This is a genomic window from Mesorhizobium sp. M0011, from assembly GCF_040324155.1.
Classification (GTDB): domain Bacteria; phylum Pseudomonadota; class Alphaproteobacteria; order Rhizobiales; family Rhizobiaceae; genus Mesorhizobium.
Genome location: NZ_JAMYVQ010000008.1, coordinates 108,527 through 121,369, shown reverse-complemented (window position 1 = coordinate 121,369; position 12,843 = coordinate 108,527). Strand labels below are relative to the sequence as shown.

9 protein-coding genes are annotated in these 12,843 nt (G+C 62.7%); 3 read left to right on the top strand and 6 right to left on the bottom strand.

From position 1 onward, the window contains the following. Window positions 1-90: 90 nt before the first annotated feature. Window positions 91-906: a UDP-2,3-diacylglucosamine diphosphatase gene (locus NKK51_RS11905; RefSeq protein ID WP_127296177.1), complete on the bottom strand. Its 816-nt coding sequence runs from the start codon at window positions 904-906 to the stop codon at window positions 91-93. Between the two features lie 118 nt (window positions 907-1,024). On the opposite strand from NKK51_RS11905, the gene NKK51_RS11900 reads away from it, so the two are divergent. From NKK51_RS11900 to NKK51_RS11890, 3 genes are all read left to right on the top strand, one after another. Continuing rightward, the gene (locus tag NKK51_RS11900) at window positions 1,025-1,804 is read left to right on the top strand and encodes an SDR family oxidoreductase (protein ID WP_352552979.1); all 780 of its coding nucleotides are present in this window, start codon (window positions 1,025-1,027) and stop codon (window positions 1,802-1,804) included. A gap of 177 nt (window positions 1,805-1,981) precedes the next feature. Further along, window positions 1,982-4,306 carry an NADP-dependent malic enzyme gene (locus tag NKK51_RS11895; RefSeq protein WP_352552978.1) on the top strand — a complete coding sequence of 775 codons (2,325 nt, stop codon included), beginning with the start codon at window positions 1,982-1,984 and terminating at the stop codon, window positions 4,304-4,306. A 90-nt stretch (window positions 4,307-4,396) separates the two neighbouring features. Continuing rightward, window positions 4,397-5,611 (top strand): DUF2865 domain-containing protein, encoded by a 1,215-nt coding sequence (locus tag NKK51_RS11890; protein ID WP_352552976.1) that lies wholly within the window; start codon window positions 4,397-4,399, stop codon window positions 5,609-5,611. On the opposite strand, the gene gltX is transcribed toward NKK51_RS11890, so the two are convergent. The 5 genes from gltX to NKK51_RS11865 form a co-directional block, all read right to left on the bottom strand. Beyond that, entirely contained in the window at window positions 5,529-6,902 is a 1,374-nt protein-coding gene (gene gltX, locus NKK51_RS11885; protein WP_352552974.1) for a glutamate--tRNA ligase, read from the bottom strand. The genes NKK51_RS11890 and gltX overlap by 83 nt on opposite strands. Before the next feature lie 186 nt (window positions 6,903-7,088). Beyond that, window positions 7,089-8,294: a hypothetical protein gene (locus tag NKK51_RS11880; RefSeq protein WP_352552973.1), complete on the bottom strand. Its 1,206-nt coding sequence runs from the start codon at window positions 8,292-8,294 to the stop codon at window positions 7,089-7,091. 230 nt (window positions 8,295-8,524) lie between these two features. After that, entirely contained in the window at window positions 8,525-10,330 is a 1,806-nt protein-coding gene (locus tag NKK51_RS11875; protein ID WP_352552971.1) for an ABC transporter ATP-binding protein, read from the bottom strand. Between the two features lie 380 nt (window positions 10,331-10,710). After that, on the bottom strand, window positions 10,711-11,121 hold the full coding sequence (locus tag NKK51_RS11870) for a GNAT family N-acetyltransferase (RefSeq protein WP_127296171.1): 411 nt from the start codon (window positions 11,119-11,121) through the stop codon (window positions 10,711-10,713). Between the two features lie 37 nt (window positions 11,122-11,158). Further along, on the bottom strand, window positions 11,159-12,835 hold the full coding sequence (locus NKK51_RS11865) for an NAD+ synthase (protein WP_352552970.1): 1,677 nt from the start codon (window positions 12,833-12,835) through the stop codon (window positions 11,159-11,161). Between the last annotated feature and the right edge of the window lie 8 nt (window positions 12,836-12,843).

Sequence of the window (12,843 nt, the reverse complement as noted above, 5' to 3'; positions counted from 1 at the left end):
GCAACGCGTGTCGATCCCTTAACATGGACGAAAACCGGGCGAAACCGTTTGGACTAATCGATTGATCCCGCAGCTGAGACGAACTCCGGCCTATGCCGCCTGCCCTACCCGATCTTCGATGAGCAGCGGGATAAAGGGCTCGTCCAGCGACTCTGGCAGCACCTTCGCCCAGGTCAGGATTTCCATCCGGCCATCGAAATGCTCGACCACCGCCGTGCAGCTTTCCACCCAGTCGCCGGTGTTGATGTACTGGACATCGCCAAAATTCTCGATGACGGCATGATGGATGTGGCCGCAGATGACGCCATCGACATGCGAGCGGCGCGCCTCGTCCGCAAGCATGGTCTGGAACGAGCCGATGAAGTTCACCGCCTTCTTGACGTTGTGCTTGGCCCAGGACGAAAACGACCAATACGGCAGGCCGAGCAGTTGCCGCAGCCGCGTCACCACGCGATTGACCAGCATGGCCGCGTCATAGGCGTGATCACCGAGATAGGCGAGCCAGCGCGCATTGTGGACCACGGTGTCGAACTGGTCGCCATGGATGACGAGCAGCCGCTTGCCGTCGGCGGTCTCGTGGATGGCGCGGTCGGCGACGACGATGCCGCCGAAATGCACGCCTTGGAACTGGCGGGCGAACTCGTCATGGTTGCCGGCGATGTAGGTGATGTTGGCGCCCTTGCGCGCCTTGCGCAGCAGTTTCTGCACGACGTCATTGTGGCTTTGCGGCCAATGCCAGCTCCGTCGCAGCCGCCAGCCGTCGACGATGTCGCCCACCAGATAGATGATATCGGCATCGTGATATCGAAGGAAATCGATCAGGAACTCGGCCTTGGCCGCCTTCGAGCCCAGATGGACGTCGGAAATGAACATGCTGCGGAAAGTGCGGGGCTCTTGGCCGGACATCGCGATTTCACCGTTGCTTTCGCGAGCCTATGCCCCGATTCATGCAACAACCGTATGACGGTTGCGATTGGTCCAGCCGAAGGACTAGCCTGCCGGCCAAATCACAGGAGAAATCGTCATGGATCTTGGTATCCGCGGAAAGAAGGCCATCGTCTGCGCTTCGAGCAAGGGACTTGGGCTCGGTTGCGCCATGGCGCTGGCCGAGGCCGGCTGCGATGTCGTGGTCAACGGGCGCAACGCCGAACTGGTGGCGAAAACCGCCGCTGAGTTGCGCGAGCGCTATGGCGTCACGGTGACGGAAGTCGTTGGCGACGTTTCGAAGCCGGAGGTGCAGAAGGCGCTGCTCGCGGCCTGTCCCGAGCCAGATATCCTCGTAAACAACAATGGCGGGCCGCCGCTTCGCGACTTCCGCACGCTTGATCGCGAAAAAATCCTCGAAGGCGTCACCCAGAATATGGTGACGCCGATCGAGCTGGTGCAGGCTGTCATCGACGGCATGGCCAAGCGCGGCTTCGGCCGTATCGTCAACATCACCTCGCTGTCGGTCTATGTGCCCATTCCCGGCCTCGACCTGTCGTCCGGCGCGCGCGCCGGCCTGACCTCGTTTCTTGCCGGCGTGGCCAGAACGGTTGTCGACCGCAACGTGACCATCAACAGTCTTTTGCCGGGCAAGCTCGACACCGACCGGCTGCGCGGCCCGCATGAAGCCGGCAGTGTCGAAAGCCCTGAGGCCGCAGCCGCGCGCAAGACCCGCATCAGCGCCGACGTTCCGGCCAAGCGGCTCGGTACGCCGGAGGAATTCGGCCAGATCTGCGCCTTCCTGTGCTCGGTCCATGCCGGCTATCTGACCGGGCAGAACATACCGGTCGATGGTGGTCTCTACGTCAGCGCATTCTGATCAACTTGTCCGTGAAACTGCAGGAATGGTCTGTCAGAAAATCAAGATAAGCATCTGATTAATTGTGGCTTTCGACGCGCCACCGGGTAAAGCTCTCGGCGCGTCAATTAGCGTCGCGAAAAACCACGGCTGCATGCTAAAAGGGAATCTCCAGCCAGATTTCGAGGGAGCGGCCGCATGGAAGGCGAGAGCAAAAAGACGGCACGTTCGGACCTCGACGAAGCCGCCCTCTACTTCCACAAGCACCCAAGGCCGGGAAAACTCGAGATCCAGGCGACCAAGCCGCTCGGCAATCAGCGCGACCTGGCGCTCGCCTATTCGCCTGGCGTCGCCGCCCCGTGCCTGGAAATCCGCGACGATCCGGCGACCGCCGCCGACTATACCGCGCGCGCCAATCTTGTCGGCGTCGTCACCAACGGATCGGCCGTTCTCGGCCTCGGCAATATCGGCCCGCTGGCCTCCAAACCGGTCATGGAAGGCAAGGCCGTCCTGTTTAAGAAGTTTGCCGGCATCGATGTCTTCGACATAGAGATCGACGCGCCCGGTATCGAGCGCATGGTCGAGACGATCTCGGCCCTGGAGCCGACCTTCGGCGGCATCAACCTCGAGGACATCAAGGCGCCGGAATGTTTCGAGGTCGAGGAGCAGTTGAAGGCCCGCATGGCCATACCGGTCTTTCACGACGACCAGCACGGCACCGCCATCATTGTCGCCGCCGCCGTGCTCAACGGGCTGGAATTCGCCGGAAAAACCATATCGGACATCAAGATCGTCACCTCCGGCGCCGGGGCTGCCGCCCTTGCCTGTCTCAACCTGCTGGTCTCGCTCGGCGCCAAAGTCGAAAACATCTGGGTCACCGACCGTTTCGGCGTTGCCTACAAGGGCCGCACTGATGAGATGGATCGCTGGAAAGACCCTTATGTAAAGGACACCGAGGCGCGCACGCTGGCCGACGTCATATCGGGCGCCGATGTCTTCCTCGGCTTGTCGGCGGCAGGCGTGCTGAAGCCGGAACTGCTTGAGCACATGGCGCCAAAACCGCTGATCCTGGCGCTGGCCAACCCCAATCCCGAGATCATGCCGGAAACGGCGCGTGCGGCGCGTCCCGATGCGATGATCTGCACAGGCAGGTCTGATTTTCCCAATCAGGTCAACAACGTACTTTGTTTTCCTTACATATTTCGCGGCGCGCTCGACTGTGGTGCCAGCGCTATCAACGAGGAGATGAAGATGGCGGCGGTGCGGGCGATCGCAGCGCTAGCACGCGAAGAGCCATCCGATGTCGCGGCACGCGCCTATTCCGGCGAGACGCCGATCTTCGGCCCTGAATTCCTGATCCCTTCGCCCTTCGATCCGCGCCTGATCCTGCGCATAGCGCCCGCGGTCGCCAAGGCAGCCTGCGACACCGGTGTCGCGACGCGGCCGATCACCGACTTCGCCGCCTATATCGACAAGCTGAACCGCTTCGTCTTCCGCTCCGGCCTGGTGATGAAGCCGGTGTTCTCCTCCGCCAAGGCATCGAGCGCCAAGCGCGTCATCTATGCCGACGGCGAGGATGAGCGCGTGTTGCGCGCCGCCCAGGTGGTGCTCGAGGAAGGCATCGCCGAGCCGATCCTGATCGGCCGCCCGCACGTCATCGAGGTGCGCCTGAAGCGCTACGGCTTGCGCATCAAGCCCGGTGTCGATTTCGGCCTGATCAACCCGGAAGACGATCCGCGCTACCGCCATTATGTCGACCTTTTGATCGAACTCGCCGGCCGGCGTGGCGTGACGACGGAGGCCGCGCGCACCATGGTGCGCACCGACAACACGGTAATCGCAGCGCTTGCGCTGAAGCGCGGCGATGCCGATGCCATGGTCTGCGGCCTCGAAGGCCGCTTCGAGCGGCATCTGCGCAACGTCACCTTGATCATCGGCCCCCGCGCCGGCATCAAGGACCACGACCTGTCGACGCTTTCCATGCTGATCTCGCAGCGCGGCATCATCTTCCTGACCGACACCCACGTCTCCGTCGACCCGACGGCGGAAGAAATCGCCGAAATGACCGTGCTGGCGGCGGAAGAAATCCAGCGCTTCGGCATCGAGCCTAAGGCAGCGCTCTTGTCGCATTCCGATTTCGGCTCGCGCGATTCGCCCAGTGCCCTGAAGATGCGGCAAGCAGCGGCGATCCTGGCGCGCATCGCGCCTGACCTTGAATGCGATGGCGAGATGCATGCGGACACTGCTCTGTCGGAGCACCTGCGCCAGCGCGTGTATCCCCATTCGAGGCTGAAGGGCGAAGCCAATTTGCTGGTGTTCCCCAACCTCGATTCGGCCAACATCACGCTGACGGCGCTCAGAACCATGACGGATGCGCTACACGTCGGGCCGATCCTGCTCGGCACCGACATGCCGGCGCATATATTGACGCCGTCCGTCACCTCGCGCGGCGTCGTCAACATGACGGCGCTTGCCGTGGTCGAAGCCGCCCACAAGGCACAGGCGGTCGTCAATCTGGGCTGAACACGGATTTCGCGGTAAACTGCAGTTAACCGCGAACACGGTAGCCTTGCGGGGCTAACAGTCGGGATTTGGCAGGCGGAGTTTGGGCGGATGGCAAGCGGAGGGTGGAAGCAGGCGCATGCTGCCGTGCTGCTTGGCCTCCTGTTGTCTGCAACCTGGGGGGTGGCCGAGCCACAGGCTGCTTCGCGGGTCTGCCGCCAGCTGGAAGCCGATCTTGCCGCGTCCTCGCGCGGCGGCGGTGGCGGTCCGGCGCTGATCCGGAAATACGATTCCGCAATTGCCAGGCAGCATGAACAGATTTCGAAGGCTCGCAGCCAGGCGAGCCGGGCCGGGTGCGGTTTTTCGCTGTTTGGTCGCAACCTCAATCAATGCGCCGGACTCAACGCCACGATCGACCGCATGAATGCCAATCTCGACGCCTTGCAGAACAAGCGCGAGCGGCTGGCCGGCGGCGGCTCTCGCCGCGACCGCGGACGCATCCTGGCGGCGCTTGACGCCAATGGCTGCCGCGACGACATCGTAGCGTTTGGGCGGACGCCTTTGCAGGAAGCCAACCGCGACGGCGGCAGCGCAAACCTGTTCAATCAGCTTTTTGGCGGCAACAGCCAGCAACTCGATATGCTTGATGAGCCTAGCCCGCCCGACGATCCAGGCGAGGAGCGCAATGTCCGCCGGGTGCTCAACCAGCCCGGCATACCCGATTTTCCGAGCGTCGGCGGTGAGTTCCACACCTCCTGTGTGCGCACCTGCGACGGCTACTTCTTCCCGATGTCGAACTCAGCCTCGGCTGGCGATTTCGAACGTGACCAGAAGAATTGCGAATCGAGCTGCCCCGGCACCGAAATGCAGGTTTTCTACTCGCGCGGCATGGGCGACGATTCGGCCTCGATGACGTCATCTATCACCGGCCGGCCCTACAGTGAATTGCCGACCGCCTATCTCTACAAGCAGCCCGATATGTCGCGGCCGCCGGCTTGCGGCTGCAACGCCGCCGCGCAGGGTTTTCAGATCATCGCCGGCAACCCGCCGAATCCGGAACAGTTGCAACCCGAGACGGACTCCGCACCGTTCATTCCGGTGCCGATCTCCAAACCGGATCCAGGTGCCGATCCCGAAACGCTGGCCAATCAGGAAGGCGGGCTCGACCGCGAGACGATCAAGCGGGTTTCCGCCAAGCCGGTGACGTCGCCGATATCAGCCTTGCCGCCGGAACAGCGGAAGGTCAGGGTCGTCGGGCCAACGTTCCTTCCCGACCCATCAGCGGCAATAGATCTGCAAGCTCCGGCCCCGAAGGCAGTCCGGTAAGGGCTGTTCTGAGCGGCATGAACAACGCCTTGCCCTTGCGGCCGGTCGCTTCCCTGATCTTGCCCGTCCAGTCCTTCCAGATCGTCGCGGTCCAGGGTTCCTCCGGCAACAGGTCGAACGCCTGTCGAAGAAAGTCGCGGTCCTCATCGGAAAATTCCGGCGTCTCCTGAGGCCCTTCGCGCAGGATGCGCCACCAATTGACCGCATCGGCCAGCCTGTCGAGATTGCCGCGCACCGCCAGCCAGAACGGTTCGGCCTGATCGCCGGAGACGCCGAGCACGATCAGACGGTCTTGTGCCTCGGCGAACGGCATATGGTGCAGCAGCGACCGGTTGAGCACGAACAGCTCGTCAGGATCGAACTTGGCGGCGGATTTCGATGTCGCCGCCGGATCGAAGCGTTCGGCGAGTTCGCCCATCGTCGGCACCGCCGCGACATTCTCCGAAGTGCCGACCAGCACGGCCAATGATGCGACGGCCATCGGCTCGATGCCGTCCTCGCGCAGGCTCTCGATGGAGAGTGCGCCGGTGCGCTTCGACAAGCCCTCGCCCGATGCGGTGGTCAGGAGATTATGGTGGCCGAACACCGGCGGCTCGGCAGCCAGCGCCTGGAACAGGGCGATCTGCACGCCGGTGTTGGTGACGTGGTCGTCGCCGCGGATGATATGACTGACGCCCATCTCGATGTCGTCGACGACAGAAGGCAGAGTGTAGAGATAGGTGCCGTCCTCGCGTATCAGGACCGGATCGGAAAGCGAAGCGAGATCGACGGTTTCCTCGCCGCGCACCAGGTCGTTCCAGTGGATTTCGGTGCGTTCCGGCTGTTGTGGATCGCCTGAGAAATTGGGGAGGAGAAACCGCCAGTGCGGCTGGCGGCCATCGGCCTGGTATTCGGCGATCTGCTCGTGCGTCAGGGTCAACGCCTCGCGGCCATAGACCGGCGGCAGGCCGCGCGTGCGGCGCACCTTGCGCCTGAGATCGAGTTCCTCCGGCGTTTCGTAGCAGGCATAGAGAACGCCTGCCGTCTTCAGCCTCTCGACCGCCGCGTCATAGACTTCGAAGCGCCGCGACTGGTACTCGGTGGCGTCGGGAAAAATGCCCAGCCAATGCAGGTCGTAGAGGACGGCGTCGGAAAACTCCTGCTTCGAGCGCGCAATGTCGGTGTCGTCGAAGCGCTGGATGAATCGGCCCTTGTTGTTCATGGCGAACAGCCAGTTGAACAGGGCCGTGCGCGCATTGCCGATATGAATGCGGCCGGTCGGCGACGGGGCGAAACGAACGGTAACTGTCATGAACGGGACGTACCGGATGCTTTTGTGGTTGACAAGACGCGCCCCCGCGTTGCCCGGCAGACATAGAACATGGCGGCTGGAATGAAAAGACCGGGCGGTGGACGCCTCAGGAGGCGCGCAGTCCGGAGGCGGCCTTTGTGACCCAAGCGTAGCCAGCCGCTGGGGCCGACGACCGGTTGAAGGCGATCAGCGGCCGAAATCATCGGAACTGAGGCGGGTCCAGCGGTCGCCCACCAATCCACCGATAAAAATGTCGCCGGAGCGGACCGCTTCCGTGACCTCGGCGATGCGCGAGCGGACCATCGTTCCCCCGGCATAGCGGAAGAAGACATTCTTGTAGCCAAAGAGTTGGGGGATGAATTTGGTTTGCGTCTGTCCGGTGATGCCGACGCAGCCCATCTCCCATGCGGCGGCGACAAGCGCATCCAGTGTCGCGCCCCAGTGCGATCCGAATGCCTGGATTTGCAACAGGTTCGCCATGTCGCCGGCTTGACCGTAGAAGGCATAACAACCGAGCATTTTGCCCGTTTCGTCGTAGATCCCACCGAAATGAAGGGGGCCGTCGGCCCGCTTCTCGGCCGCCAGCGCAAGCAGTCGTGGCAGTTCCCCATCCTTCCAACTCGGCCGAAGAGCGTAACCAGACAGGAGAGTCGGCAGCTTCTCGGCAAATTGCACGGCATCGATCGGCTCACGGTGGGTGCGATGTGACGATGAATGGAGGACGGGGGGCTCGAACCTTTTCTTCGCGAGAGCATCGAATGCTCTCGCGCATGGATCGAGTACAAGGCGAGGCAGGCCAGGCCATTTACGGTGCAGTGCGGAGGCGGCCATCGCCGCCGGCCGGAAAACATATGTCCATCCCAGACAATGCACCGGCAGGAGTTGATACTTCATCGGACGCGCGAAGGCCAAGGATGTCCGGTTGGCCGAATCGGTCAGTTGCAGATCGAATTCGCCTTGATGCAAGGCACGCAGCAATTGGGGTCCGGCCGAGCCGTCATCGGTGCCGGGGTCGGCCATGAGCGGCCCGATGATCGCCGCATTCAATGCCGCTCCATTGAGCTCGTAGCGGGCTCTCAGAACGCCGAGGAATCCACCCAGGCGACCCTGCCGGTTGATCTGGACAAGAGCGTTGCTTTCACCGGAGTGGCCGGCAGGGTCGAGATAAATCTCTCTCATATACGCGGCCGTCTCGGCGATTGCGCGATCGAGGAGGTGACGCCGCCGCCGGCGAAACTTCGTCAGGAAGAGTGCGGCGACGCGCTCGAGATCTTCGGCGGCGAGCGGCCGAACCGAGCCATGCTGAGATTCCAGCACTGACGGCGCAGCCAACTTCTCCTCGGCATTTGCAGAAAGATGCATCGTGAAGAACGTCCGTAGGTTGCCCTCCATCGGATATATATCAACCAATGGTAGAAACAACGTATCTCGGTCGGTATGATGAACAGAGGTCTCAAGACTTACTATCCGGACAGGACTTCACAGGCAATCAAGTCGGCCAGAATCACGGCGCTGATCGGCGGGTTGGCCGCGGCCCTGCGATCGCATGCCCTGCTCCAGTCCGCTGGGCTGACCGTGGCGGACAGAGGCGGCCTCCGGCCGAAGCTGGAGGCCGCCTCAGGTCAGCTCACAAGTCCCTTGGTCAGCTCGAGCGCCTGGCGTTCGAACAGGCGACGGTAGATGCCGCCTTTCAGCCGGATCAGTTCGTCATGCGAGCCTTCCTCGACGATGTTGCCGCGATCGAAGACCAGCAGGCGGTCCAGCGCCCTCACCGTCGAAAGCCGGTGCGCGATGACCAGCGTCGTGCGGCCGACCATCAGCCGCTCCATCGCCTGCTGGATCAGCACCTCCGACTCCGAATCGAGGCTCGATGTCGCCTCGTCGAGGATCAGGATGCGCGCATCGGCAAGGAAGGCGCGCGCGATCGCCACGCGCTGGCGCTCGCCGCCCGACAGTTTCACGCCGCGTTCGCCGACCAGCGTGCCATAGCCCATCGGCAGGTTGGTGATGAAGTCATGCGCACTCGCCAGCTTCGCGGCATGCTCGATCTCCTCCTGCGTCGCACTCGGCCTGGCATAGGCGATGTTTTCGGCCAGCGACCGATGGAACAGGATCGGCTCCTGCTGGACGATGGCGATCTGCCCGCGCAACGAGGCTTGCGCCACCTGCGAGATGTCCTGGCCGTCGACCAGGATTTCCCCCGCATTCACATCATAGAGCCGCTGGATAAGCTTGACGAAGGTCGTCTTGCCCGACCCGGAATGGCCGACCAGCCCGACGCGCTCACCCGGCGCGATGTCGACCGAAAAGTCGCGGTAAAGCGCCGATCGGTGATGGCCATAGTGAAAGGTGACGTTGTCAAAGCTGATCCGTCCTTCGGTGATCCGGATCGGCTTGGCACCGGGCCGGTCCTCGATGCCGAGCGGTTCGGACTGGAAATCGACCAGCTCTTCCATATCGTTGATGGAGCGCTGCAGATTGCGGATATGCGTGCCGATATCCCTGAGATAGCCCTGCAGCACGAAGAGCGAGGTCAGCACGAAGGCAACATCGCCGGCGCTCGCCTGCCCCCACGACCACAGCATCAGCGCCAGGCCGATCACCGCGGCGCGCATGACCAGCAGCAGCACCCCTTGCGTGGTGCCGTTGATGGTACCGCGCACCCAGGTGCGCCGTGTGCGCGCACGCCATTTGGCGACGACCTTGGCCAGTCGGCGTTCTTCGCGCTCCTCGGCGCCAAAGCCCTTGACCACGGCGTTGCAGCTGACCGCGTCGGCCAGCGAGCCGCCGAGGCGGGTATCCCAGGTGTTGGCGAGCCTTGCCGCCGGCGCGACATAGCCAAGCGACAGCAGCGCCGTCACCGTGATGAACAGCACCGAACCGGCAGCAACGACCGCACCCATCAACGGCCAGAACCAGCCGAGCAGCAACGTCGAGCCGACCAGCATGACGACCGACGGCAGCAGCGCGATGAGGATGGTGTCGTTGAGCAGGTCGAGCGCCCACATGCCGCGCGTCACCTTGCGAACGGTCGAACCGGCAAAGCTGTTGGCATGCCAGTCGGTGGAAAAGCGCTGGACGCGATGGAAAGCATCGGCGGCGATGTCGGCCATCATCTTCAACGTCAACTCGACGATCCCCATGAACGCAAGATTGCGCAACACGACGCCGGCCAGCGCCAACGCCATCAGCATCGAGAACGCCGTCATCGCGGCATTCCAGGCAATCGCGTCGGCGCCGGCGCTGCTGGCGACGGCGTCCACCAGCCGGCCGGAGTAGAGCGGCGTCAGCACATCGGCCAGCGTCGACAGCAGGAAGCTGCCCATGATGAGCGAGAGCCGCCAGGGCTGGCGCCACCAATGGGTGAGCGTGAAGCCAAGAACGCTGCGAAAGGCGCTCGCGCGCAAATCGATCTTGAAACGAGCCATGATGTCATTCGGGCACAAACGAGCCCGATCCCAGTAGGTCAAAAATTGAAGAAGCCGCGCAAGGGGCCAAGTGATTGCCCGGAAGCGGAGCGGCATATTTGGCGTATCGCCCTTAATCGGGCGGCGATCGGCATCGGCATAAGTCTGTGCTCGATCCGGCGTCCGCTCGAAGGGGAAACCTTCGCGGAGCGCCGGATGAGACCTAGGCTTCGCGGCCTCGCATTACCATGTGAAATACTGCCATTCGGACCTCCCGCAAGACAATTGCGGAGCGGTCGTTATAGAGACGCTTCGATGCATCGCCAAGACGGGCTGAGGCCAAAAGCGTATCTGGTCCAACCACTGCGATTATTTTGCAACAATGGCGGGCAAGCCGCGCCTCATTCAGGAACGCGATCGAAGCGCATGTAGCGGCCATCGGTTGATGGCTTGAACCCGAGCTTTTCATACATGCCATGGGCATCGCTGGTCGACAGGCTCCAATGGAAAACGGTCCTGACCTCCGGATGGTCGATCAGGGCCTGAACAAGCCGGCTTCCTATGCCTTGCCCGCGATTCTCCGGCCAGACGATGATATCGGCGAGATAGGCGAATACCGTGCGGTCGGTGATCGCGCGGCCGAAGCCGACTTGCTTGCCATCGACATAGGCACCGACGCACAGTGAATTGGCAAAGGCGCGGCGATGGACTTCATCAGTGCGTCCGGCGCCCCAATAGCTTGCCATCAACAGGTCCGATGTCGCACGGAAATCAATCCGTGACATGTCGAAGCTGATTTCACAATCGGGCATGGCTGTCTCCGGCCGCACCGCCGCGCGCTTTCGGTACTTAGCTGCGATCCCTGAAACGATTGGTGATGGGATACCGGCGGTCGCGGCCAAAATTCTTTTTGGTGATCTTCACGCCCGGCGCCGCCTGCCTTCGCTTGTATTCTGCGATGTAGAGCAGGTGCTCGATGCGCGTCACCGTCGCCCGGTCATGGCCGCGCGCGACGATGTCGTCGACGCCCATCTCGTTCTCAACCAGGCATTCGAGAATATCGTCCAGCACCGGATAGGGCGGCAGCGAATCCTGGTCGGTCTGGTTCTCGCGCAATTCCGCCGATGGCGCCTTGTCGATGATGTTCTTCGGGATCACCTCGCCCGAGGGCCCGAGCGCGCCCGGCGGCACGTGGCTGTTGCGCCAGCGCGACAGCGCGTAGACCTGCATCTTGTAAAGGTCCTTGATCGGATTGAAGCCGCCGTTCATGTCGCCATAGAGCGTGGCGTAGCCAACCGACATCTCGCTCTTGTTGCCCGTGGTGACGACCATCGAGCCGAACTTGTTGGAGATCGCCATCAGGATGGTGCCGCGCGCGCGGCTCTGCAAATTCTCCTCGGTGATGCCTTCCTTGGTGCCTTCGAACATCTGCGTCAGCGCGTGCAGAAACCCTTCGACCGGCTCGAAGATCGGCACGATGTCGTAGCGGCAGCCGAGCGCCCGGGCGCAATCCTCGGCATCCTTCAGCGAGTCCTTCGAGGTATAGCGGTAGGGCATCATGACGGCGCGCAGGCGTTCCTCGCCGAGCGCATCGACGGCGAGCGCCGCGCAGATCGCCGAATCGATGCCGCCGGACAGACCAAGCACCACATTCTTGAAGCCGTTCTTGTTGACGTAGTCGCGCAGGCCCAACATGCAGGCGCGATAATCGGCCTCCTCCCGGTCCGGGATTTTCGACATCGGCCCTTCGGAACAGACCCAGTGATCGCCCTGGCGTTTCCATGTAGTGACGTCGACCGCTTCCTCGAACTGGCTCATCTGGAAGGCAAGCGTCTTGTCGGCGCCAATGGCAAACGAGGCGCCGTCGAAGATCAGCTGGTCCTGGCCGCCAAGCTGGTTGGCATAGATCATCGGCAGCCCGCATTCGATGACCTGGCGGATGACGACCTGGTGGCGGACATCGATCTTGGCGCGGTAGTAGGGCGAGCCGTTCGGCACCAGCAGGATTTCCGCCCCGCTTTCGGCCAGCGACTCGCAGATATCGACATCGCCCCAGATGTCCTCGCAGATCGGAACTCCGATGCGCACGCCGCGGAAATTGACCGGCCCCTGGATCTCGGGTCCGGCCTGGAAGACGCGCTTCTCGTCGAACTCGCCGTAGTTAGGCAGATCGAGCTTGTAACGTTCCGCGATGATCTTGCCGCCATCGGCGAAGACGATCGAATTGTGCGTGCCGCTCTTGCGCTTCAACGGCGTGCCGATGATGACGCCGGGACCTCCATCCGCGGTGTCGGCGGCAAAATCCTGTGCCGCCTTTTCGCAGGCTTTCAAAAAGGCCGGCTTCAGCACCAGATCCTCCGGCGGATAGCCGGCGAGGAAAAGCTCGGTATAGAGCACGAGATCGGCGCCTTGACGTGCGGCATCCGCCCTCGCCTCGCGGGCCTTGGCGAGATTGCCTGATATGTCGCCGACAGTCGGATTGAGCTGGGCGACGGCGATGCGCAGGATGTCGAGCTTCTTGGTCATGCCTGCTG

Bases quoted from the DNA above. Each gene is read 5' to 3' on its own strand.
- NKK51_RS11905 (WP_127296177.1), bottom strand. From the start codon at position 906: ATGTCCGGCCAAGAGCCCCGCACTTTCCGCAGCATGTTCATTTCCGAC.
- NKK51_RS11900 (WP_352552979.1), top strand. From the start codon at position 1,025: ATGGATCTTGGTATCCGCGGAAAGAAGGCCATCGTCTGCGCTTCGAGC.
- NKK51_RS11895 (WP_352552978.1), top strand. From the start codon at position 1,982: ATGGAAGGCGAGAGCAAAAAGACGGCACGTTCGGACCTCGACGAAGCC.
- NKK51_RS11890 (WP_352552976.1), top strand. From the start codon at position 4,397: ATGGCAAGCGGAGGGTGGAAGCAGGCGCATGCTGCCGTGCTGCTTGGC.
- gltX (WP_352552974.1), bottom strand. From the start codon at position 6,902: ATGACAGTTACCGTTCGTTTCGCCCCGTCGCCGACCGGCCGCATTCAT.
- NKK51_RS11880 (WP_352552973.1), bottom strand. From the start codon at position 8,294: ATGGAGGGCAACCTACGGACGTTCTTCACGATGCATCTTTCTGCAAAT.
- NKK51_RS11875 (WP_352552971.1), bottom strand. From the start codon at position 10,330: ATGGCTCGTTTCAAGATCGATTTGCGCGCGAGCGCCTTTCGCAGCGTT.
- NKK51_RS11870 (WP_127296171.1), bottom strand. From the start codon at position 11,121: ATGCCCGATTGTGAAATCAGCTTCGACATGTCACGGATTGATTTCCGT.
- NKK51_RS11865 (WP_352552970.1), bottom strand. From the start codon at position 12,835: ATGACCAAGAAGCTCGACATCCTGCGCATCGCCGTCGCCCAGCTCAAT.